This window comes from Pedobacter sp. AC402, from assembly GCF_979252805.1.
On record NZ_CEEDAI010000009.1, the window covers coordinates 117,353 to 143,254 of the forward strand.

Consider the following 25,902-nt stretch of genomic DNA (forward strand, 5'->3'; position numbering starts at 1 on the left):
TCGTTCCTCCTCGCAAAGACGATCGTTTTAAAGGAAACTGACTATAACCAAGGTCTGTGTCTTCACAGACCTTTCAGATAAGGACTAACAAATCGTCATTGCGAGAAGGCTTTTTCAGCCGACGAAGCAATCTTTCCTGTAAAGATCACTAACATGAAAGATTGCTTCGTCGTTCCTCCTCGCAAAGACGATCGTTTTAAACAATGTGGCTAACAAGTCTGAAATCACAGCGATCGCATTAAGATTGCTTCGTCGTTCCTCCTCGCAATGACGATAGTTTCGTAGGAAACTAACTATAACCAAGGTCTGTGTCCTCACAGACCTTTCAGATATGCTCTAATTAATCGTCATTGCGAGAAGGCTTTTTCAGCCGACGAAGCAATCTTTCCTGTAAAGATCACTAATATGCAAGATTGCTTCGTCGTTCCTCCTTGCGATGACGATCGTTTTAAAGAAAACTAACTATACCAAAGGTCTGTGTCTTCACAGACCTTTCAGATAAACCCTAATGAATCGTCATTGCGAGAAGGCTTTTTCAGCCGACGAAGCAATCTTTCCTGCAAAGATCACTAACATGAAAGATTGCTTCGTCGTTCCTCCTCGCAATGACGATCGTTTTAAAGAAAACTAACTATACCAAAGGTCTGTGTCTTCACAGACCTTTCAGATAAGCCCTAACAAATTGTCATTGCGAGAAGGCTTTTTCAGCCGACGAAGCAATCTTTCCTGTAAAGATCACTAAGATGAGAGATTGCTTCGTCGTTCCTCCTCACAATGACGATCGTTTTAAAGTAAACTAACTATAACCGAGGTCTGTATCCCTACCTACAAAAATATTGGTCTATCCAATTTTATTGCAATTCGGTATGCTGCATTCATCAAGCCTACATGACTATACGCCTGCGGGAAATTACCCCATTGACTACCGGTTTTCGCATCCACATCTTCACTGAATAAAAGCAGGTGGTTACAATACTTAATAATGTTTTCGAATTCCTTAATGGCTTCTTCGGTACGACCTACGCAGGCCAATGCTTCTACATACCAAAAGGCACAGATTAAAAATGTAGTTTTTGGTTTTCCAAAATCATCGGCATGCAGGTAACGGTAAAACAAGCCATCTTCAGTTTTCAGTTCCTTTTCCAATGCGATTAAATGATCCTTTGCCCGATCTGAAGCAGGATCAAGGTAATTCATCATAATTAATTGCAGCGTACTGGCATCTAAATGCGGACTACCCACAGCATTGGTATACACTTTTCTTTCAGGATCGTAACAGGCTTCGATATGGGCCGCAGCTTTATCAATTAAAACCTGTGCTCTTTTTTCGAAATCCTGATTACCAATGGTTTTGGCCATTTTTAAAGCCGCCTGTGCCCCTGCCCACTGAAACAGATTGCTGTAGCAATGCACGTTGGCTATATTTCTGAATTCCCAAATTCCGGCATCCTTTTCATCTATTGTTCTTTCAATTTTAGATAGCACACTTTCGATCCATTTTATAGAATCGCTACGTTCAGAAAATACAAATCGATGATCGGTATATAGGGGTAACATTGAAATTAGCACCTGTCCGTAAATATCATTTTGAATATGCCTCATAAGCCTGGTTTCCTATCCTGATGGGCTGTTCGCCTTTGTATCCTTCCAAATGATCGAGGGTTCGCTCGGTAATTTCCCTTTCTCCTGCTATGCCATAAAGGGGTTGGTAGCGGGTATCTTCGGCATGCGAAATATCTGATAAATAATTAAAGTATTTCTCCATTTCTTCGAAATGACCGATGTGGTTTAGCGAAGTAAGCACATAATGCGAATCGCGTAGCCAGCAATACCGGTAATCCCAGTTTCGGGTACTGCCAGGCGATTCGGGCAAACTGGTAGTACTTGCAGCGATAATTGCACCGGTATCTTCATACTGATGAATTTTTAAAACCAGGGCCGATCGGATTACGAAGGGCTGATAAAAGCCTGCAATTGAAGAATGCTTAATCCACAAACGCCAATATGCAACGGTTTCACGTAGAAAATTTTCTGCGGTACTTACTACTGGGGCTTCCAGGTTTTGCCCATATGTCATGATCAGGTATTTCACATCATTGAGCACAAAAGCTTTCTCATCCAATATATAGGTAACTGAAACATTGGTACTTAAACGGATATTTTCATCACAGCCTAAATAATCAATATGGTTGCTGCCGCGGCTTGATCTCATTTTACTTTTACCATAATCGCAAACCGGTTCGCATTTTATGGTGATTCGTGGGTTTCCTTCCAAAGGCTCGATCTTTCTGATGAACATTAGCGGTTTAAAATAGCGCTCATAAAGATGAAAACGCGGTGCAAAATCGGTAATGCGGTATTTGCCGTCTTCAGTCGTAATTTCAGTTCTTAAAACGTTGGTATTTTCGATGTAATATTGATCAGATGTGTATTCACCTTGTGGCAATATTGAAAATTCGCCACCCTTTTTTTTATCCAATAAACTGCCAAATACAAAAGGACTGTCGAAACGGGGCCAGCAAAGCCAAGATATGTCGGTATTTTTATTAACGTGTGCTATGAAAGCGCAATTTCCTATAATTCCTGTTTGATAAAGGTGTTGTTCGGCCATAAACTATTTTTTGTTTATTTTACTAACAAGAAGATTGGAAAAATGTTGGATAGAATTATTAAAAAAGACCTTTTATACTTAAACTGACCGGGTAGGAACGAAAACCTTTATACTTATTTTTAAAACGTTGGGTTTTGCGTTAGGGATTGTAAGGGTTCAGTACCGGTTTTTCACCGGTACCGGAGCGCAGCGCAGCCCTGAAAAGCCCGACCCTTTACCGATTTTTCATCGGTATGGGTAACGCCCAAATCATTTTGCAATTCCTGGTGCAGTTTTCTGATAGTAGATGCTAACAGTTTAAACTTGCTAAAAGCAATCATTAAGCCAGCTGATACGATAACATGCTCTTTTGATTAAATATTTAGCTATAAAAACTCAATCGCAATGGCTATTCTGAATCTTTCAGCCTTGATCTTATTAATTTAGTTTACAATGATCAAATTTAATAAGGAAGTATTACCATGAAGCGCAATAATTATCCAATTACGTGCGATTTTGATCTCCTGCACCATTGCAACGCTAAATTTTAAGCGATTTTAGTCTCCCGCAACTCTGCAAAGACAAATAATGCGCGATTTTAGCCTCCTGCAGAAATGTAACACTGAATTTTAAGCGATTTTGATCTCCTGCAACTCTGCAAAGACAAATAATACGCGATTTTGGCCTCCTGCAGAAATGCAACGCTTAAATTTAAGCGATTTTAGTCTCCTGCATCTCTGCAAAGACAAATAATGCACGATTTTAGCCTCCTGCTGAAATGTAACGCTCAATTTTAAGCGATTTTGGTCTCATGCAACTCTGCAAAGACAAATAATGCACGATTTTAACTCCCTGTAAAATTATTAAATGATAGCACAAAAAAAAACCAGCCACGAAAATCGCGACTGGCCTAGTTAATGATTAATGATTATTTTAAATAACGGTTCCGCTAGGTACCACTGCTCCTTTTTTAATAACTACTATACCATCTTTAACGGCATAAAGTTCAAAATCTCCATCCTCTAAATGTTCGCCACCGTTAATTTTTACATCGTTACCTATTCTGCAGTTCTTATCGATGATGGCGTTGTTGATGTAACAACGGTCGCCAATTCCGATTAATGAATTTCCCTTACTTGTTTCGTCCTGTATCTCTTCAAGTGTTTGATACCGATCGCTACCCATAATATAAGCATTGGTAATTACCGTATCTTTTCCAATTCTCGATCGGATACCCAAAACAGCATGTTCTACTTTGCTGGCCTGAATAATACAGCCTTCAGCAATAATGGTTTTATCCAAAGTAGTACCCGAAATTTTAGATGGAGGTAACATCCTTGCCCTGGTAAATATGGCATGGTTGCTATCAAACATATTAAATTTAGGAATTTCGTCAGTCAAGCCCAAATTGGCTTCGAAAAATGATGAAATGTTACCAATATCCGTCCAGTAACCTTCGTATTGAAAGCTTAAAACCCTGCTTTGTGTAATTGCCCTAGGCAAAATTTCTTTACCAAAGTCTTTTTCATCTTCATTCTCGTTTAAGATGTTGATTAAATAATCGCGGTTGAATACATAAATCCCCATCGATGCCAAAAAATTACGGCCTTCGGATTGCATATCTGCACCAGTATCTGATACCCAATCTTCCAAACCTGTTTTTGGTTTCTCGATAAAAGAAGTAATCATATTTTCCTCATCCGCTTTCAAAATACCAAAATCGGTAGCATCTTTGGCGTTAACAGGTATGGTTGCAATTGTAATTTCGGCATTGGCTTCGATATGTTTTTCAATCATATCTTTAAAATCCATCTGGTATAACTGATCGCCCGATAAGATTAGAATATAATCAAACTCATGTGAAACGATGTGATGCATGCACTGACGAACGGCATCTGCAGTACCCTGAAACCAGCCAGAATTTTGTACAGTTTGTTCAGCCGCCAAAATATCTACAAAAGCCGTACTGAAATGGCTGAAGTGATAGGTGTTTTTAATGTGTTTATTAAGCGATGCTGAATTAAACTGTGTTAACACAAACATACGGTGGATGCCGGAATTAAGACAGTTCGAAATCGGAATGTCTACCAAACGGTATTTACCAGCAATCGGAACTGCAGGTTTAGAGCGTGTTTGTGTTAGTGGCGATAATCTAGAGCCCTGGCCACCGCCAAGGATAACGCCTAAAACTTTGTCAGTCATGTTTAAGCTTATTTTAATATTTGGTATAATTCTATATAATTCGATGCTGCTTTATCCCACGAATGGTCTATCTTCATCATTGTTTTTCTTACTGCTTTAAAAGCTTTTTTATTGTTGTACAAATCAACTGCCCTGTTAATTGCATGGGTAACATCCCAAATGCTTGTTTGATCGTGGCAAATGCCAAAACCGCCATCGCCTACATCTATCACAGTATCTTTTAAGCCGCCAACCCTGCGCACAATAGGAACTGTTCCATACCTTAAAGCGTACAACTGGTTTAAGCCACAAGGTTCAACCCTAGAAGGCATAAGCAGAAAATCTGCCCCGGCATACATCTCATGCGAAACCTGCTCATTATAACCGATGTAAACATTGTATTTTCCCGGAAAGATATCCTTTAACTGGTTTAACCTTCCTTCTACCCAATTTTCGCCAGATCCTAAAACCAGTACGTTGATGTTATCGCCATGTTGCTGTAAAGCCGTATAAAAAATATCGGGCAATAAATCAGCACCTTTTTCATCCACCAACCTACCAATGAAGGTAAATAATGGTTTCGACGCATCTAATTGAAAAACATTGCAAAGTGCTGTTTTGTTTGCCAATTTACCAGCTTCTACTGTTTTTAAATTGTAACTTTTCCCAAGCATCGGGTCTGTTTCCGGATTCCATACTTCACTATCGATACCATTTAAAATCCCGACCGACTTCCAGCGTTCCTGTCGCAGTAAACTTTCCAGTCCGCGGGCATTGCTCATCATTTCATCCAGGTAGCTTGGCGAAACAGTAGTTACTTTCCAAGCACATTTAATGGCCGAAGCCAGTGGATTAATCGCATCATCCCAACCTAATAAGCCACCTTTCCATAAATCGAAAGCTGGAATATAATATAATTTTTCCCATCCAAACTGACCCTGATATTGGGCATTATGAATAGTTAAAACGGTAGGTACTGAACTGATAGGAGTGTATTTTATAGAGTTGGCTACCATAAACGGAATCAAACCGGTATGGTGATCGTGGCAATGAATAACATCCGGGCGGTGCTCCCACTGTACAATCCAATCAAGGGTAGCAATTTGAAAAGCTACAAAACGTTCGGTATCATCATTATAGCCATATACATTCGGCCGGTCTGTTAAACCTTGTATATGAACAATGTATAAATCGAAGCCCAGTTTATTGGTTTTTTCTTTAAGAATACGGTATTGAAAATGGTTGTTGCCATAATTTGCCCAGGCATCATAGGTAACCTCAAACTCGCTTTCGCGGATAAATTTAGTGTCGTACGCGGGCACAACCACTTTGGCAATGTGGCCTAATTTATTTTGGTACTTTGGTAGGGCCCCAACTACATCGGCTAAACCACCAACTTTTGCAACAGGGTAACACTCGGCGCTTATATGTATAATTTCCATCAAATATTTGGTGTAGATAACCTTAGTAAGTTACTAATTGTTTTGAGTTTTGCAAATAATGAAAATTATATTTCCAGTTGGTTATGTATCACCCAAGCCGCTCGTTAGGCTTAATTTATTTAAGGACCTTTTTTTAATTATGATCCCCTAAAACCATCGTCATGCTGAATTCATTTCAGCACCTATTTTGTAATTATGATCCTTTAACCCCATCGTCATGCTGAATTCATTTCAGCACCTATTTTGTAATTATGATCCCCTAACCCCATCGTCATGCTGAATTCATTTCAGTACCTATTGCTATGGTTCCTTTCTCTTGATTATTCTAATGATTATCGTACAGCTGTTTTGTAAGTGAAGGGGTTTGTGCTTTGTGGGAGGCTACAGTCCTGCTTTACGCTATAAGTCCTCGCTGCGCTCCGGGCTTCCGCTTCAATCAGGCTTAAATTTGAGGGTCAGTTCCTACAAATGCAAAATCTTACTGATTTGTATTAATTAAGCGATTTGCGGGTAAAAACCACGAAAGTTCTCCTGCTGGTATTTGGAGATAAACGCCCAAACATATTTTTAATAATATCGTCATCTGATAAGAACACATAACCCCATCGTCATGCTGAATTCATTTCAGCACCCATTTTGTAATTATGATTCCCTAACCGCATCGTCATGCTGAATTCATTTCAGCACCTATTTTGTAATTATGATCCCCTAACCGCATCGTCATGCTGAATTCATTTCAGCACCTATTTTGTAATTATGATCCCCTAACCCCATCGTCATGCTGAATTCATTTCAGCACCTATTTTGTAATTATGATCCCCTAACCCCATTAATTATGATCCTTTAAACCCCATCGTCATGCTGAATTCATTTCAGCACCTTTATACTATAAGTCTCTCTCAAATTCATCGCACTAACCCATACATATAATGCATTGATTTACAACACATACTTCAACAAAAAAAACCGCCTAAATCCATAGGCGGTTTTTAACAACAAAACAAATATATTTTTGGTTTAAAAATATCTAATACTCTTCAGCGATGATTTCGTAAAAATCGCGAATGGGTTGAAATTGTGGGTGTAAAGAAACCACATCTCCAAACACCAATAATGCCGGGGCAGTAATTCTTTTATCTTCAACAATTTCGGCAATGGTATCTACAATCCCAATTGCAATTTTTTCTTCTGGGGTAGAACCATTTTGTATTACCGCTACAGGCAACAAATTTTTATTTTCGGATTGGAATATCGCAGCAATTTCTTTTACTTTTTCAATTCCGTTCAATACTACAATTGTAGCTTTTGTTTTTGCGGCAATGTACAGGTCTTCAGAAATTTCACCTTTTGCATTTGTTCCGGTTACTGCCCAAAAGCTTTCACTAAGGTCTTTATAAATCATCGGAATCTTTTGCAAACTTGGCGCACCGGTTGCACTTGATATACCCGGAATAATTTCGGTTGGAATGCTGTAAGATTCAGCAGCGTCAATTTCCTCGTATCCTTTAGCAAAGAAAAAAGGATCTCCACTTTTTAAACGCACAACATGACCATAGTTTAATGCATAATCTACAATCAGTTTGTTAACCGCATCCTGAGAAAACGATTCATCGTCAGATCGTTTGCCAACGTATACTTTCGGAATTCCATCTGGCGCATGACACAATAAAGCTTCGTTCACATTTGCATCGTATAAAACAACATCAGCTGTTTTTAATGCTTTAACACCTTTTAAACTAAATAAATCCGGATCGCCAGGACCTGCACCTATTAAAGTAATTCGTGGTTCAATGTTCGCTTTTTCTACTTTATTCAAAATCATAACAGATAATTTATGCGCGTTATACGTTTGTTAATTATACAAATATATAAAGTCTATGGGAATAGTAGTAATTTATTTTAAAATAATTTTTATTAGCCTAGTATAACTGAAACAGAGAGAATAGCTATTACGTTTTGATTACTGAAACGCTTTAAGCAATAAAAATCCTGCATGAGGTGCAGTTAAAGAATTAATGTTAAAGGTCTGCGGAAACACAGACCTTGGAGTTAGGAAAGAGCGTGATCAATAAATAACACCTATTTGCAATTCACTTCAGTAAAGGTAAACTTACCTGCTTCGTAATTAATTGGTTTTCCTTTTACAAAATATGACCTGCCCAATGTGGTTTCAATCTGTGCCACACCCATCATTAATTTGCCGTCCTTTTTTAAAAAAGCCAATGGATTGGTAAATACATTGGATTTATCATTACCTGTATTAAACCGGTAATCTACATAAAGTGTATCTCCACTGAATTTTCCGTTTATTGTGCCATTATTTTCAGGTTTTTCAGCATATTTCACCAATAAGGAACCCGTAATTTTTCCGGATGCCATTGTTTTCACAATCATTGCCGCACTATCTTTTTCAAATGAAGCTGCATAACAATTCTGATTGACTACGGAATCTTTGGCTGTGGTATCGGTTTTTTTCTCTGATTGGTTACAGGCGAAAATAAATGGAACAGCCGTTAAAGCGAGGTAAATAAGGTTTCTTTTCATATAATTAGCAATATGGATTTAGGATGCAATATTAAAAAGATGAAAAATTTAAAAATTTCCATAAATAAATATACAAAAAACCTGATAACGAAAAGCGGGACCACCATAGGCGTCCCGCTGAAATTGCTTCCCCTTTATCTCATTAAAGATTTAAAGGCTTCATCTTATATTTGGTCGTGTTTTTTTCGATTGTAATTAACGCTACCATCACACCTCTTACCCGCACTTTATTCTACTGCTGCCCTGAACATTAATGCGCCAACAGTTAAATTGGTGCGCGTATCTACGAGGATTGCCGATCCGTTTGCCCGGTTATCATCGTATAAATCAAAAGCCAAAGCATCGGCTGTTTTAATAATCACACGGCCAATATCGTTTAATTTAAATTCTTCAGCAGCATGTTTTTCAAGGGTATTGATATCTACTTTATGCAAAATTTCGCTTATTTTACAACGGGTAATCTTACTGTTATGTTGAATATTGTACATAATCGAAGTATCCAATGCACGTGTATCCATCCAGCAAAGATCGGCTTCAATCAATTTTGATTCTTGTGGCAATGCTGAAGCATTTACAATGGTATCGCCACGGCTGATGTCTACATCATCCTTTAAATGAATAATCACCGACTGCCCTGCATGTGCAGCAGCGGGTGCTTGATCAAAAAATTCGATTTTCTCTATAGTAGAACTTGCGCCACTCGGTAGAACCGTCACTTTATCATTTAAGTTAAAAGTTCCGCTTAATACCCTACCTGCATAACCGCGGTAATCGTGTAATTCTTCAGTTTGTGGCCGCACAACCCATTGCACGGGCATTCGGGCCAACTGCGATTTATCCAAATTATCAGTATCTACTTTCTCCAGGAAATGCAAAAGGCTTTCTCCTTCGTACCAGTCCATATTTTGCGAAGTTTGCACAATATTATCGCCTTTAAGCGCGCTAACCGGAATGTACGTTACATCGGCCAGTTTTAACTGCTGCGCCAAAACCTTATACTTTTCAATGATCGCGTTGTAAGCCGTTTCGCTATAATCAACCATGTCCATTTTATTGATACAAACTACCACATGTTTAATACCCAGTAAGGAAACAATATAGGAATGGCGGATGGTTTGCTCTACTACACCATTACGGGCATCAATTAAAATAATGGCCAAGTTAGCGGTAGATGCTCCTGTAACCATATTTCTGGTATACTGAATGTGTCCTGGGGTATCTGCTATAATAAATTTACGTTTTTCCGTTTGAAAGTATTTGTAGGCTACATCAATGGTGATGCCCTGCTCGCGCTCTGCCCTTAAACCATCGGTTAAAATGGCTAAATCTATAGTACCGTCATCATTTTTACGGTTGGAGCTCTGTAAAGCTTCTAATTGATCGGCTAAAATGGAATCTGTATCATATAACAAACGACCGATTAAAGTACTTTTACCATCATCTACACTGCCTGCTGTGAAAAATTTTAATATGTTCATTTTTTTAGATATAAGATAATAGATATGAGATATTAGACAGGTGCAAGATTCTCAAATCTCACATTTCAATGCTCAAATCGTTCTTAAAAAATTTTAATATAATCATTTTAGATATGAGATATTAGACCGATGCAAGATTCTGAAATCTCACATCTCAATACTCAAATCTCTCTTAAAAATAGCCTCCTTTTTTTCTGTCTTCCATTGCGGCTTCAGAAACTTTATCATCCAAACGGGCACCACGCTCTGAAATTTTAGAGTCGCTGATTTCTGAAATGATGTCATCAATCAAAGTCGCGTCTGATTCTACTGCAGCAGTACAAGACATATCTCCTACTGTACGGAAACGAACCTGTTTACGTTCTACCACATCTTCATCATCCATATTTAAAAATGGTGAAGCAGCCATCAGCTGACCGTTTCTGGTAATGCAATCGCGTTCATGTGAGAAATATATGCTTGGAAGATCTATTTTCTCTCTGCGGATATAATTCCAAACATCTAATTCAGTCCAATTACTGATCGGGAACACGCGGATATTTTCTCCTTTGTGGATTTTACCGTTATAAATGTTCCAAAGTTCAGGGCGCTGGCGTTTTGGATCCCACTGACCAAATTCATCACGAACAGAAAAAATACGCTCTTTTGCCCTGGCTTTTTCTTCATCACGGCGCGCACCTCCAATACAGGCATCAAACTGGTATTTTGCAATGGTATCAAGCAAGGTTACGGTTTGCAAAGCATTTCTACTGGCATTTTTACCGATTTGCTCAACAACTTTACCTTGATCAATAGATTCCTGAACGGAACCAATGATTAATTTTTCGCCAATCCGCTCTACCATCTGATCACGGTAGGTAATGGTTTCTTCAAAATTATGACCGGTATCAATATGCACTAATGGGAAAGGAAATTTTCCCGGACGGAATGCTTTTTCAGCTAAACGAACTAAAGTTATCGAGTCTTTTCCACCCGAAAATAGTAAGGCTGGTTTTTCAAACTGACCTGCTACTTCACGCAAAATGTGAATCGCTTCTGCCTCTAGTTCATCTAAATAATCAAAATTGTATGTACTCATTTCAATTGTTGGAATGTTTTAATGCTGAATGATTAAATGTTAAATAGCTTAATTATTCAACTCGTTATATTTGTTGTTGTTGTTGTTGTTGTTGTATATTTAACTGTCGTCATTGCGAGGAGGCTTTTTCAGCGACGTGGCAATCTATCTTGCTACTCAAAATGACATTTGTTTTTATTCTATTTCTTTAAAAGATTGCTTTACCGATAAATCGGTACAGGCTGGCTCTACGCTTATCCGGCCTCGCATCCGATAGCTATCGGATGACGATCAAGATGCCGCGTGTAAACCACATTCTTTTTTACTCTGGTCTTCCCACCACCATCTTCCTGCCCTAAAATCTTCACCTGGCTGTACTGCCTCTTGTACATGGTGCGCAACCTATGCTCGGAAAACCTTTATCGTGCAGGGTATTGTAAACAATATTATTTTCTTTGATGTAGGCTTTAACATCGTCTAACGTCCAATCAAATATCGGGTGAAATTTAATCAATTGATTGCCTTCATCCCATTCCAAATCGTGCATATCCTCTCGGTTGGCACTCTGATCAGCCCTTATTCCTGTTACCCAAATTTCGTTTCCTTTTAATGCTCTTTTTAAAGGTTCGATTTTACGGATGTAACAGCATTCTTTTCTATTTTCAACAGATTCGTAAAAGCTGTTCGGTCCCTTTGTATTCACCATATCCTGCAACAATTCGTTTTTAGGATAATAGGCATGAATCGGTTTGTTATATATTTCCAGCGTACGGTTCCAAACGTAATAGGTTTCCGGAAACAAACGTCCGGTTTCTAAAGTAAAAACTTTAATAGGAATGTTATTGGCAAAAATTAAATGCGTAATCGCCTGATCTTCCCAACCAAAACTGGTCGAAAATATTATGCGGTCGGCATATTTTTCAGCCAAAAACTTCAGTTTATCAATTGTGTTTAAACCTGCCAGTGCTGCCTTTATCTCTTCTAGGTTTTCCATCATTAAATTAATTTTAAAATAAACATAATCACACTGCGCAAGCTTACCAGCATTACAATAATGCCTACAGCTACCATAATGGTTTTAGCAGAAATTTTGTTTGATACTTTAGCTGCTATCGGCGATGCAATGGCACTACCGATAATCAAGCCTAGAACGGCCTCCCAATGTTTACCACCCAACATTGTAAAAAAGGTTAGCGAACTTAAGGTTGCAATAAAAAAGCGACTGATTTTTACTGTTCCTAAAGAGAACAGTGGATGCCTGCCACCGGCAATTAAGCTTGATAATACAATCGACCCCCAGCCACCACCAAAAGCTGCATCAATGAAGCCCCCAACAAAACCGAGCAAACCAATTTTTTTAATTTTCTGATCGGCTTTTTTAGTTTGATATTGAAGGCTTTCATTAAAATAATGCCGCCTAAAAACAACGTGTATACTGCAACAATTGGCTTTACATAAGCACTGTAATGCTCTAATGAAGACAAAATATAGGCACCCAAAACTGCACCGATTATGGCAGGAAGGATTAAAATTTTGAATAATTTCCAGTTTACGTTACCCATGCGGTAATGCATCCATCCTGCAATTCCGTTGCTCATCACCTCAGAAATGTGGATGGCCATACTGGCCGAAGCAGGCGGTAAGCCCATGGCCAGTGAAAACGAGGCTGTTGTAACACCGTACGACATTCCAATTGCACCATCAATTAAGGCGAATAAAAATCCGGCACCTAAAAACCAATAGAACAGGGGATCAATATTGATCAAAAATGTTTGAAACTCGGGTTCAGTATTCCACAAAGAAAAACCAATTGCACCGATGAGTAAAACCGCAGCCATCCAAATCAGCCACTTAATATTTCGCTCTGCAAAGCTTTTTTTAGGATTAATTAAGTTTTGAGTAACCTTATTCAGTTTTTTAACCTTTGCCGAAAAATCGCCATTTAAAGTCTGGCGTAAAGCACTCATGTTCTGTAAAGTTTCATCCAGCTCGGCCGGCAAGCCTTCATTTAAAATCTGCTTTAACCGTTTTGCAATTGTTGGCGATTTACCGTTAGTGGAAATCGCAATCTTTAAATCACCTTTTTGAACGATTGATCCCAGATAGAAATCGCAAAGTTCTGGTTTATCGGCCACATTAATCAACAGACCACGCTCATGCGTAACCTTTCTGATTTCTTCATTTAAGATATTGTTATTGGTTGCCGCAAAAACGATATCAATATCATTCAGATCATCTACGTTAAAACTTTTCTGTTTTACTTTAATCAGCGGATAGTTGGCAATAAGCGCATACACTTCTGGTGAAATAATTTCAGCAACAATTGTAATGGTAGCGCTATGGCTGTTATTTACAATTGCTGTTAATTTTTCGAGCCCAATATTTCCTGCACCAATTAATAATGTACGCAGCTTGTTCAGCTTTACAAAAACTGGAAAAAGCTGGTTACCTTTTTCTTCTTCCGAAAAAGATGCTGCATTATCAGGTTGGTTAGGCAATACTTGCATATTGTTTAATTAATTTTTTAAATGATGGATGTAATGATACAACTTCTCCAAAAATTAATAAAGCGGGGGCTTTAATATTTTCCTGTTGTACCAAACCTTCGATGGTTTCTACTACACCAACTACTAATCTTTCATCTGCTGCCGATCCGTTTTGAACAACCGCAGTAGGTAAATGGTGTTTGCCTGCACCTTTAAAAATCTCAACGATTTTAGCCAGTTTTTTTAATCCCATAAGTACCACTACCGTTGCATTAGATTGAGCAGCCTGGTAAATATCGGCAGAAACCTCTCCCGAAGTGGTGGTTCCTGTAATTACCCAAAAACTTTCGCTCATGCCGCGGTGTGTAACCGGTATCTGTTGCAAACCTGGTACACCAATGGAACTCGAAATACCCGGAATTACACTTACCGGAATACTGTATGATGCGGCATAGTCCAACTCCTCATATCCCCTGCCGAAAACAAACGGATCGCCTCCTTTTAAACGCACCACATGGCCATAGTTTAAGGCGTAATCAATCATTAATTTATTGATGGTATCCTGAGGGTAAGAATGTTCACCTGAACGTTTTCCTACATAAACTTTAATGGCTTCTGCCGGTGCATGCTCCAATAAGGCTTCATTGGTTAAGGCATCGTATAATACCACATCAGCAGATTGCAATGCTTTAACGCCTTTCAATGTCAATAAATCAGGGTCTCCAGGACCAGCGCCTAAAAGGGTAATTCTTGATTCTATATTTTGATTAACCATGTTTCTTTTTAATTATTGAATTTGAATGACTGTATAAAGATTTGTTTGGCGCATAGCGTTTAGCGTTTGCAGTGTTCAAATCTCATTTTATAGTCTCAAATCTCATTTTGCTAATGCAGCTCTTTTTTCCTTAATTTGATTTAAAAACTGATTTGCTTCTTCGAAATATTTCTGTGCAAATTCGGCAGTAGGTTCATTTTTGTTAATCTGTAAAACCAGGTCAGAAAAATTGGTTGGTAAGTTAAATTCACCAGTTTCTACATAATGGTTATCAAACTCACGGATCACCCCTACCTGGGTGCTGCTGTTTACTCCTTTATCTAACAATAAAGATTTTGCTGCACTTACAAAAGTGCTGTATGTATGGTAAATGGCATCAGCAAAAGCACCTTTATCAAGGTTTTGCTTTGCCCATCCAAATTTTTCATCGGCCTCCAATAATAATGTTGCAACCAGATCGATTACTACACCAGCACATTCGCCAACACCAATTGCGGTAACAAACTGCTCTACATGGCCCCAATCTACAAATTCTTCAGTCTGGAGATTTGTTAAATCGGCCAGTGGTTTTAATAACTGATAGAAATGATCTTTTCCTTTTCTATCATAATATTGGTGGAAGTTTTCATTTTCCAGGTTATTGGCTTTAAAATCATTTAATATGAAATGCAAAACACTTGTAGCCCTTTTAGAAGGCACTTTAATTACCCGTTCGGCCACCCTACCCACACCGTTTCCAACTGTTCCTCCGCCCAACATTACCTGTACTGCCGGAACAACTTTTCCTTCAGCCTTTACCGAGCTGCCATGGAAACCAATTTCGGCCAAACCATGTTGGCCGCAAGAATTCATACATCCGCTGATTTTAATTTTGATGTTTTTTTCGTAGATAAATTCAGGAAAATCGGTATAAATTACTTCTTCCAAAACTTCGGCTAAAGTCATTGAGTTGGAAATACCCAAATTACAGGTATCAGTACCAGGACAAGTGGTAATATCGGCTAAACTATCAAAACCAGCAGTTGTGAAACCAATTTTATTTAAAGCTGCATATAATGAAGGCAATCCTTCTTTGCGCACAAATTTTAACAGCAATCCCTGGTTTTGGGTAATTCTGATTTCATCAGCAACATATAGCCTAATGGCATCAACAAACGCCCTTGCTTTATCTGTTTTAATATCGCCTACCTGAACTTTCACATAAACGCCATAAAATCCGGCTTGTTTTTGCTCAATTACGTTGGTGGCCAACCAGTGTTTATAATGCGCTTCGTTTAATATTTCGACTGCAGGATATTCCTGTTCTAATGGCAAAAGCGGTTGAGGAACAGTATTAATATCTATTTTAAAAGTTTTTACTTTATTGGCAATTCGCTCTTCTGCAACCAAACGTAAAACCTCTTCTAAACCTAACTTTTGCACTAAATATTTTAAGCGGGCTTTGTTGCGGTTGGTACGTTCGCCATAACGATCGAACACGCGAAGAACAGATTCTGTAAACGGAATTAATTGATCTTCAGGCAAAAACTCGTGCACTGCATTGGCCAAAAATGGCTGTGCTCCTAAACCACCTGCAAATAATACTTTAAAGCCACGTTCGCCGTTTTCATTAATTTTCGGAATAAAACCTAAATCATGAATGTAGCTAAATGCTGTATCTCTGTCGCTCGAAGAAAAGGAGATTTTAATCTTTCTACCCATTTCCTGGCAAATCGGGTTCCGCAAAAAGTAAGCAAATACCGCTTGGGCGTAAGGCGAAACATCAAATGGTTCTTCGGCATCAATTCCAGAATTTGGAGAAGCCGTTACATTACGTACCGTATTTCCACAAGCCTCACGAAGTGTAATATCATCCTGCTCCAATTTAGCCCAAAGCTCCGGAGTACGGTCTAAACTCACATAATGGATCTGGATATCCTGACGGGTAGTTAAGTGTAAATTTCCACTTCCATAATCATCGGCAATATCGGCAATACGCAACAATTGTTTAAACGTTACTTTACCAAAAGGCAATTTAATCCGTACCATTTGCACGCCTGGCTGTCTTTGTCCGTAAACACCACGGGCCAAACGGAGGCTTCTAAACTTTTCGTCGTGGATGGTTCCATCTCTAAAAGCTTTAATCTTATTCTCTAAATCGATGATGTCCTGCTCGACGATCGGATTTTCGAGTTCTGTTCTGAAACTTTGCATATGTGTTGTTAGCTTTATTCAAAAAATGCTTCCCTGTTACCGAGAAGCATTAAATATTTTATACATAAAATTATCTATAGGCTCCTGTTATTGCGTTTTGCAACAGCACATCATTTGCATAGCGATTAATTTGTTAGGTATAAAATTGAAGTTCATACGCCAAATATATAAAGTATATAGGAATAGTCGTAATTTATTATGAAAAAGTTTACGATATCCTGTTAAATTAATATGGTTTTTCCACTTTGCGTCATCCTGAACTTGTTTCAGGATCTATTTGTATGCTTGGTTTTATTAACTAAAGGCTACCAACTGAAAACTGCCAACTAAAAACTGGTAACTGAAAACTCCTGAACTGATTTGGGCGTTCCCCATCCCGATGAAAAATCGGTAAAGGGGGCAGGCTTTGCAGGGCTGCGCTGCGCTCCGGTACCGATGAAGAATCGGCACTGAACCCTTACAATCCCTAACGCAGACTCAACGCAACCTTTATACCGCTTAATTAGGAACCGAAAGATTACTGTTTAATGTTAAATAAACCTGATATAAGCGGAAAGCCCGCAACGAGGTACGAGTAAGGACTTGCAACGTTAGCAGGACTACTGCAACCGAAACGTGCAGAAACCTGATTTCCAGATTAATATCTATGTAATAAGTAATTACATAGGCCCTGAAATAAATTCAGGGTGACGCATTTAGGTAAGAAAATAAATATGAAAAATTTATACTTCATTTTAAAATCATCGTTTTTTTTCCTCTTTGCGTCTTCCTGAACTTGTTTCAGGATCTATTTGTGTGGTTGGTTTGATTAACTAAGGGCTGCCAACTGAAAACTGATATTTGAAAATTGCCAACTAAAAACTGAAAACTGTCAACTGAAAATTGATTTGGGCGTTCCCCATTCCGATGAAAAATCGGTAAAGGGGGCGGGCTTTGCAGGGCTGCGCTGCGATTCCGGTACCGATGAAGAATCGGCACTGAACCCTTACAATCCCTAACGCAGACTCAACGCAACCTTTATACCGCTTAATTAGGAACCGAAGGATTACTGTTTAATGTTAAATAAACCTGATATAAGCGGAAAGCCCGCAACGAGGTACGAGTAAGGACTTGCAGCGTTAGCAGGACTACCGCAACCGAAACGTGCAGAAACCTGATTTCCAGATTAATATCAATGTAATAAGTAATTACATAGGCCCTGAAATAAATTCAGGGTGACGGATTGGGAAATATTATAAATTAATGATTCCGATTTTCAAATTATCCTCGCGGCCAATTACATCTGCTATACTCGTTTCGGTTAAAACCTTAAGCGTAGCATCTCTCACATCAATAAAGGCACTTCTTATTCCGCAGGTTTTCTCGTCTACACATTCATCACATTTGTGATAAAAATTTAAACTTGCGCAAGGAACCATCGCAATTGGTCCGTCGGTTACACGCATTACGTGTACCAATAATATTTCTTCTGGTTTTTTGTTGAGGCTGTAACCGCCACCTGCACCTTTTTTACTGTATAAAAAGCCAGCGTTACGCAGATCGAGAAGAATTTGTTCTAAAAATTTTTTCGGGATATGCTCCTCCTCTGCAATTTTCGAAATTTGCATAGGTGGTTTATCTAAATTTTTGCCAAGCGCAACAAGCGCTTTAATGGCATACTTTGTTTTTTTGGACAGCATATTCGCACAAAGCTAATAAAAGAAAGTAAATTATAAAATATGCAACAGGAAGTTGAGTATACCACAAATAGGTTAAATGGTCTCCTGCCTGTCATGAAAGTTCAAGATTCTGTAATAACGGATGCTGAAACAAGTTTAGCAAAACGTAGCGATGAAGTATAAACATTAATCAATCCTGCGTAAAAATAACTGCCACAAAAAACAGAACAACTTTTATCAGCGTTTAAAATCTATTTTTACCACCTATTCTGATTTACAGATTTCTAATAATGAAAAGAAAACTCAATCTATTGCCGCTCCTGATAGTTGCAATCATATTTTTCGCCTTAAATGCTTATGTTTTATCAGGCTTGGGTACCATTAATCAATCTACCTGGTTAAGCCCTATTTTTTGGGTATTTATAGTAGGATTAACTTTTGCGCTGTTTCATGCCATTCAACAAATGCGTATTCAGGGAATCAACCGCTTTTTTCAGATCGTTAGTCATGCTTTTTTAATCATTTTCTCTGCTGAATTTGTATTTGCCTTTTTTCTCCTGCTTGGCGATATTTACCGGTTGTTGGTGGGTTTATCAACCAATTTCCAGCCGGGAGGTTTTCATATATTAGGCCGCAGCAACTATTGGGTCGATTTCGCTTTTATAATGTTCTGTTTAACTGTTGTTTTATTTGCTTATGGCATTACGCAGGGCAAATATGCTTACCGCGTAATTAAACATAGTTTATATTTTGATGATTTGCCTGCAAGTTTTGATGGTTTTACCTTAACGCAGATTTCTGATGTACATGCCGGAAGTTTTACCAACCCTAAAGCAGTGCAAAAAGGTATCGATATGATTAATGCACAAAAAAGCGATCTTTTTGTGTTCACCGGAGATTTGGTTAATAACGCATCATCAGAAATTGTACCCTATATAGGGCACTTTTCACAAATTAAAGCCCCGTTCGGACAATTTTCTGTGTTAGGCAACCATGATTATGGCGACTATATTAAATGGCCCTCGGAAGCAGATAAAATACAGAATTTAAACCAGTTAAAAGCTTATCATAAAGAACTGGGCTTTAAGCTTTTGTTGGATGAACATATAGAATTGCACAAAAGCGGAGAAAAAATAATACTCGCAGGAATAGAAAACTGGGGAATTGGTTTTGGAGAGCGAGGCGATTTAAAAAAAGCGTTACAGCATACTGAGGTAAACGATTTTAAAATTCTTTTGTCGCATGATCCTTCTCATTGGGATGCGCAGGTAAAAAATTATCCTTCAAAAATTCAGCTGTCACTAGCCGGGCATACCCACGGTATGCAGTTTGGCATCGAAGCGTTTGGCATTAAATGGAGCCCTGTAAAATACCGCTATAAACATTGGGCGGGCATTAAAACTGAAAATGGCCGATATTTAAATGTAAACCGTGGATTTGGTTTTCTGGGCTTTTCTGGCCGGATTGGGATATGGCCTGAGATTACGGTTATTGAATTGAAACGGAAATAAACAACCCTCATTCTAGGGATGCAACAAAGCTAAATAACTATCAATATCACCTGTTCAATCTGCTTTTTTTAGTTTATATTTTAAGTGATTCTTCCTATAACTGTGAATAAACACAAATAACTACACAAATAGTTTATAACAATTAAATTATTATCTTGCTTTACAATAAGCCTTAAAATGAAAGCACTATTATTTATTCTTTTATCTACTTTTTTATTTGAAACACCAACTATTGAGAAAGACCGTGACCGCTGGAAACCTTATTATACTGATACAGCTCCTGCAAAAACAGCCGATAATTGGTTTCTGCCTTTCGATGTATCGAACCGTAAAAAAGTAAGCAATATTAAGATCATCAGTATTTTTGGCGACCATAGAGATAGTTATGTTAAAGGGCACATCCACACGGCTATTGATATCAATCCAGCTCAACCTAAAACAAAGCTAATTAATGTTTATGCGATGGCAAACGGAATTGTTTGCTCTGTGCATTTGGGCGAAAACCAGCGTACTGTTGTGGTAAAACATAAATTACCGAACGGATTAATCGTATTTACCACTTACAAACACCTAAAAGAAGTTTATGTAAGTAACGGACAAAATGTAGATCAAAGCACGAAACTTGCCCGGTTATTTACGCCTCAGGAAAGTAAAAAATACGGTGGTGATTATCACCATCTTCATCTGGAAATTAGAAAAAAGTTTGATGATTATGGTTGTGCGAGTTGGTTAACTTTCAATAACAAACAACTAAACGAGCGATTTTACAACCCTCAGGTTTTTATAAAAGAACACCTTAAATAGCGTTGAATAATAAGTGTCTTACAAACCTATTTTATTTGTTTAAAATCACGAATCTAACAAAAATTTGAGGTAAAACTAATAGGTGAACTTCGGTTTTCCGTTTTCGCAGATTACGCTTTTGGGCTGTATTAACAATGAGCAATCAGAATACATACCATTTTTTTTATTGTACTCGGCTTGTAATTGGGTAAACTGTTCAACTTTTTTGAGGAAACTGCTTTCATCTATTTTTACAGAATAAGCAATATAACCTGAAGCACCGCCACATGGTTTTGATCCGATCGCTATAAATTTCCATTCGCCCGCATTTTGGCAGCTATACTGATTGGCCATTTTTTGAATATCGTTGTAAAGATTATCCAATCCAACCTGAGTGGCATTCTGCAAGGTTTCATCATGCTTTTTACATGCCAAAACCATAATCAAAGCAATAGAAGTTAAAATAACCAGCGGCCGTTTCATCGTAATTTTAATTTCCCCTAAAACGGGTATAAAAACACAAACGCTACAACCTTAAATACTTCTGAACTACGCTTATTCATTATTAAATTACCAATTACCTGTAATTCCAGGTTCAATCGAAGGAGTTGTTTAATTATTAGACCTTTTTCAACCGAAAAACTTTGGTTTCGTGTGTTTTTATTTCGCCATTCCACATTTTATTTTTGCCGATTATTTTATGTTGCCATAAATCCCTGATCTGGTAATGGCCAGATAGGCCTAACTCGGAGAAGTTTATTTTTGCATTTTGGGCAGATGCCGATTTATTTAAAACTGCTATAGCGAAATCTCCATTGGCTAATGGGCGTACAAATACATCACAGATATCTGTTTTGATTTTTCTTTCGGCCTGTTTACCTAAAATATCCTGATTTAATGCAATTATTTCTTCGTTTGTAAAAATGGTTTTGGCTTCACTATCCATTTTACGGATATCGCAACTTGCATACAATGGCGAATTGAGCATACTGTATAAACTCATCTGACTTTGATATTCGGCTTGGCTACAACCAACGCCTTTAAACGCAGAAGACGGACCTTTTGTGCCGTGTAAACCTGCCACCAACATATCGCCATCATTCCATTTTCCCGGGCCTGAAAAGCTAGCCAATCCGGCCATTTTATCTACAACATTGTAAATACCAACACCACCTTGGCCTTCCACATCAAGCCATTTATCCCTAATATCATAAGTAGTACGCCAGCTTTGTCCACCGGCCTGCGCACCCCAGTTCCACGGTTCGCGTGGACCCCACTCGCAAATTCCCAATACAATATCTCTACCCGATTTGCGTAGGGCCTGGGCAATTGTACCATAACGTTTCTTCGCAGTTTCAACATCTTCCGGTGCATTGCAATAATCATATTTTAAATAATCAATTCCCCATGAAGCAAATGTTTTGGCATCCTGATCTTCAAAGTTTAAACTTGCTGTATACCCGCCGCAGGTTAATGGAGCTGCGTCTGAATAGATGCCTAATTTCATCCCGATGCTATGCAGGTAATCGGCCAGGGCTTTAATGCCTGAAGGAAATTTCTTCGGATCGGCGATGATGTTGTTTTTGTTATCCCGTCCGCCCTGCCAACAGTCATCTAAAAAGATATATTGATACCCAGCTTTCACCATTCCGCTGTTTACCATTGCATCTGCCATTTCCTTAATGTCTTTTTCGTTCGGATTTTCAGACATGATGTTCCAGCTCATCCAGCCCATTGGTGGTGTTGCGGCTAATTTTTTTTCTTGTGCAAAGCTGATCTGCACAAATAAAATTAAGGTGAAACAGATTTTGATACATTTCATATTTTCTTGGATGAATAGTTCTTCAATTCTTATGAGAATAGTCGTCATTCCCGCCCAGGCATGTTACTTAGTGCAACATGTAAACCTAGCTTCAGCATTAAGATTCTTAATCGAGTTGGGAATGACGAACTAGGTATGTTACTTAATTGGCTTGATATAATAGCTGTACTGGTAATCTTTAAAAGGAATCTGGTATTGAATTAATGGCATAGAACCCCAGCTATCAATCCCCTGTACACCCAATTGCTGCATATCCATGTGTACATAGATCTGGTTGCGTTTTACCAATTCGCCAGAGTGATATTGTTTTTTCTCCGCCTCCGGATCTAAATCCTCTACAGAATACGGTAAGGCATTAAAACTCAACAACTGATCGGCAAATTCGAACCGTAAACCTTTACCTGCTTTATTGGTAAAAGCAACCCAGCGCACATCGGTTTTGTTTCCACTTTCTTGCGGACGGGCATATGCAAAATACTGATCTGCAACTGTCGATTTATAATTGCCAATTAAAGAAGCCGTTTTTCTATCAATATAATTTTCGCCCGGCCCTCTACCATACCATTGGATATTGCTGTAATCATTTTTCAATTGCAAATCGTTACCGATACGCATTAAACTTTTATAATTGCCCGTTATGGCTTTAAATTGGGTTTCTACTTTAACCGTCCCATCAGGTAAAACTTGAAATCTTTGCGTAGTTTCAGCATCTCCATTTAACAATACAGATGTAATTTTTAGGCTAACAAGTAAGTCATTGGCACTTACAACAGTTTTCTCTCTAATTGTTCGATTTTCGTCATAAACATTACGCCACATCCGTAATTTTGTATTTAAACCCGCACCGATGTCATTATCGGTTGGTGCACGGTAAAAGCCAGGTTGTGGTCCTGAGGCCAGCAATTCTTGTCCTTTGGAGATATAACTAAGTAATGTACCTTTAATTAAATCGAACGTGATTGTAAAATCGGTTCCTTTTACTACGGCTTTTTCTGCTGTTCGCTCAACCATTAAAGCTTTTTTGTTGCTGCTGTAAACATTGGCTTTTGGTGCTCCTGCCAAAGCAATCTGCTCGTAAGCAATTTCATAACCTTTTTCTAAAAATGGTTCAGCCGTTTTTAAGCGGTAATGAACGTTTAAGAAATATTCTTTTCCTGCAGTATAATTCGTTTTAAATGGAATTTGTATCATTTGAGTTTGGCGTGGCCCGATATTCAGGTTACTCACTACACCGGTTTGAATTACTTTCCCATCTTCTACCAGTTCCCAGTTAAGCTGTACATTGCTAATATCTTTAAAAAAATAGCTATTATTTACATTGATCTGGTTGGTACCATTAAAAGTAGTTTTAATATATTGGTGTACTTTTTTCAATTCTACTGCCATCGGCGTCATGCCACGGTATGCTGTAACCACTCCTTTCACGCAAAAATCGTTATCGCTAAAGTTCTCATCAACAGGGCCACTCAGCGGAAAATCACCACCATAAGCCATAATGCGCTTGCCATTTTTTACGGTATCGATAGATTGATCGATCCATTCCCAAACAAAACCACCTTGCAGCTTAGGGTTGTTCTCTATGGCATCCCAATATTCTTTAAAATTACCCAAACTGTTACCCATAATATGGGCATACTCGCTCATAATAAACGGACGGGTTTCTTTATCCTGTTTTGAGTAGCGCGGAAGATAGTTTGGCGAAGGATATTGCGGTACAATCATATCGGTATTGAAATCGCTCTCTGCTCTTTCATATTGTACCGGGCGAAAATCTTTCCCTTTAAGCCATTGGTAGGCCTCATAAAAGTTAACTCCATTACCTGCTTCGTTGCCTAAAGACCACGTGATTACGGATGCGTGGTTTTTATCTCTTTCGTACATCCTGGTAATGCGCTCCAGATGAGGAATGCGCCATTGTTTATCGTTGGCGAATGAGGTTTCTAAACTATAATAACGGCCATGTGATTCGATATTTGCTTCATCAATTACATATAAACCATATTCATCGCAAAGTTCCATCCAATAAGGATCGGGTGGATAGTGAGAATGGCGAACGGCATTTACATTTAGTCTTTTCATCATTTCCATATCTTTCTCCATATCGGCATGGGTTAAAGTATGGCCTTGAGTGGCATTGTGCTCGTGCCTGTTTACACCTTTTAAAAATACACGTTTACCATTAACCAATAAATCGCTTCCTTTTATTTCTACCGAACGGAAACCTACACACTGTGGTATTACCTCGAGTATATTATTGTTTTTATCTTTTAAAGTGATGTATAAGGTATAGAGATAAGGAATTTCTGCCGACCAATTTTTAACATTGCTAATCTGTGTTTTAAAAGAAAGGTCTGTTTTATAATTGCCCAATACTTTTTGGATTGTGGAGGCATCTTTCCAAACGTTATTTCCTTTGGCATCAACTAAATAGAGTGCCACATAAAAACTATCGGGGCGACTGTGGTTGGTGCGTTGATCTATTTTATAATTTTCAACTGATAAATCTACATTCAGCAAACCATTGGTGTAGCTTGCATCTAATCCACCTACCACTTTAAAATCGCGGATATCCAACTTAGGTGTAGCATACAAATAAACTTCGCGTTCGATACCAGAAATGCGCCACATATCCTGACACTCTAAATAACTGCCATCACTCCATCTGTAAACCTGCAAAGCAATGGTATTTTCGCCCGGTTTAACATATTTGGTAATATCGAATTCTGCAGCAAGTTTACTATCTTCACTATAGCCTACTTTTTTTCCATTTACCCAAATGTAAAATGCCGATTTAACTGCACCTAAACTGATGAAAACCTGTCTGCCATCCCAATTTGCTGGAATATTAATTTTCTTACGGTAAGAGCCTACAGGGTTGTTATCAACAGGAATATCGAATGGAGGGTTCATTTTAGCTCCGGTTAACTGTCTGCCCGCAAATTCATAGGGTTGGTTTACATAAATTGGTGTTCCATAACCATTCAGTTCCCAATTTGCGGGTACCTTAAAGTTATCCCAGCTTTTATCGTCGAAATCTACTTTATAAAAATCTGTTGGCCGTTTACGTGGATCTTTTACCCAGTTAAACTTCCATGTTCCATTTAACGATAAAAAGTATGTTGATTTTTCTTTTACTTTTTTCGCGGCGAGCTCCTGGTTTTCGAAGGCAAAAGCTGATGCCCGCATGGGCAAACGGTTTAGTGAAACCACTTCTGGAGTTTGCGTTTCGGATGGCAAATCTTGCGCGCTGATTTGCCCTGCAAAACCTAAAAAAGTAAATAAAACGACTAATTTTCTATTCATTTTGTGTGATAATAATTGTTTGTTCATCCAAATTACTGATGATTAGTTTATGATTATGAAATTGTTTCTGCGCAAACGT

14 protein-coding genes and 3 pseudogenes are annotated in these 25,902 nt (G+C 38.3%); 2 read left to right on the forward strand and 15 right to left on the reverse strand.

Going from position 1 to position 25,902, the window contains the following annotated elements; genetic code table 11:
- Nucleotides 1-825 precede the first annotated feature (825 nt).
- From AC0IWE_RS10915 to AC0IWE_RS10970, 12 genes and pseudogenes are all read right to left on the reverse strand, one after another.
- Nucleotides 826-2,611 (reverse strand): annotated as a pseudogene (locus AC0IWE_RS10915) (glycoside hydrolase family 15 protein).
- A 912-nt stretch (nt 2,612-3,523) separates the two neighbouring features.
- The gene (locus AC0IWE_RS10920; protein ID WP_471793085.1) at nt 3,524-4,792 is read right to left on the reverse strand and encodes a glucose-1-phosphate adenylyltransferase; all 1,269 of its coding nucleotides are present in this window, start codon (nt 4,790-4,792) and stop codon (nt 3,524-3,526) included.
- 8 nt (nt 4,793-4,800) lie between these two features.
- Nucleotides 4,801-6,213, reverse strand: coding sequence for a glycogen synthase (locus tag AC0IWE_RS10925; RefSeq protein WP_471793086.1), 1,413 nt, complete (start codon nt 6,211-6,213; stop codon nt 4,801-4,803).
- 1,027 nt (nt 6,214-7,240) lie between these two features.
- Nucleotides 7,241-8,035: a uroporphyrinogen-III C-methyltransferase gene (cobA, locus tag AC0IWE_RS10930; RefSeq protein ID WP_055903662.1), complete on the reverse strand. Its 795-nt coding sequence runs from the start codon at nt 8,033-8,035 to the stop codon at nt 7,241-7,243.
- A 257-nt stretch (nt 8,036-8,292) separates the two neighbouring features.
- Nucleotides 8,293-8,757 carry a hypothetical protein gene (locus AC0IWE_RS10935; protein ID WP_463493604.1) on the reverse strand — a complete coding sequence of 155 codons (465 nt, stop codon included), beginning with the start codon at nt 8,755-8,757 and terminating at the stop codon, nt 8,293-8,295.
- Between the two features lie 227 nt (nt 8,758-8,984).
- Entirely contained in the window at nt 8,985-10,235 is a 1,251-nt protein-coding gene (locus tag AC0IWE_RS10940; protein WP_055903657.1) for a sulfate adenylyltransferase subunit 1, read from the reverse strand.
- Nucleotides 10,236-10,407: 172 nt separating this feature from the next.
- Nucleotides 10,408-11,313 (reverse strand): sulfate adenylyltransferase subunit CysD, encoded by a 906-nt coding sequence (gene cysD / locus AC0IWE_RS10945; RefSeq protein ID WP_471793087.1) that lies wholly within the window; start codon nt 11,311-11,313, stop codon nt 10,408-10,410.
- Between the two features lie 270 nt (nt 11,314-11,583).
- A pseudogene (locus AC0IWE_RS10950) lies at nt 11,584-12,286 on the reverse strand (phosphoadenylyl-sulfate reductase).
- Between the two features lie 2 nt (nt 12,287-12,288).
- A pseudogene (locus AC0IWE_RS10955) lies at nt 12,289-13,799 on the reverse strand (TSUP family transporter).
- Nucleotides 13,783-14,553, reverse strand: coding sequence for a uroporphyrinogen-III C-methyltransferase (cobA, locus tag AC0IWE_RS10960; RefSeq protein ID WP_055903646.1), 771 nt, complete (start codon nt 14,551-14,553; stop codon nt 13,783-13,785). Before cobA (AC0IWE_RS10960) ends, AC0IWE_RS10955 begins: the two are co-directional and overlap by 17 nt.
- 102 nt (nt 14,554-14,655) lie before the next feature.
- Entirely contained in the window at nt 14,656-16,746 is a 2,091-nt protein-coding gene (locus AC0IWE_RS10965) for a nitrite reductase (RefSeq protein WP_471793088.1), read from the reverse strand.
- Between the two features lie 1,232 nt (nt 16,747-17,978).
- Nucleotides 17,979-18,425, reverse strand: coding sequence for an RrF2 family transcriptional regulator (locus AC0IWE_RS10970; RefSeq protein WP_055903643.1), 447 nt, complete (start codon nt 18,423-18,425; stop codon nt 17,979-17,981).
- Between the two features lie 269 nt (nt 18,426-18,694).
- Between AC0IWE_RS10970 and AC0IWE_RS10975 the strand changes: the two genes are divergently transcribed.
- Nucleotides 18,695-19,915, forward strand: coding sequence for a metallophosphoesterase (locus AC0IWE_RS10975; protein WP_471793089.1), 1,221 nt, complete (start codon nt 18,695-18,697; stop codon nt 19,913-19,915).
- A 177-nt stretch (nt 19,916-20,092) separates the two neighbouring features.
- Nucleotides 20,093-20,719, forward strand: a complete 627-nt coding sequence (locus AC0IWE_RS10980; RefSeq protein ID WP_055903639.1) for a M23 family metallopeptidase — start codon at nt 20,093-20,095, stop codon at nt 20,717-20,719.
- Nucleotides 20,720-20,794: 75 nt separating this feature from the next.
- Here AC0IWE_RS10980 and AC0IWE_RS10985 read toward each other — a convergent pair whose 3' ends face one another.
- The 3 genes from AC0IWE_RS10985 to lacZ form a co-directional block, all read right to left on the reverse strand.
- A complete protein-coding gene (locus tag AC0IWE_RS10985) occupies nt 20,795-21,181 on the reverse strand; it encodes a hypothetical protein (protein WP_471793090.1) in 387 nt (128 codons plus the stop codon).
- Between the two features lie 136 nt (nt 21,182-21,317).
- Nucleotides 21,318-22,520 (reverse strand): glycoside hydrolase family 27 protein, encoded by a 1,203-nt coding sequence (locus AC0IWE_RS10990; RefSeq protein ID WP_471793091.1) that lies wholly within the window; start codon nt 22,518-22,520, stop codon nt 21,318-21,320.
- A gap of 138 nt (nt 22,521-22,658) precedes the next feature.
- The gene (gene lacZ / locus AC0IWE_RS10995; RefSeq protein WP_471793092.1) at nt 22,659-25,823 is read right to left on the reverse strand and encodes a beta-galactosidase, LacZ type; all 3,165 of its coding nucleotides are present in this window, start codon (nt 25,821-25,823) and stop codon (nt 22,659-22,661) included.
- Nucleotides 25,824-25,902 lie beyond the last annotated feature (79 nt).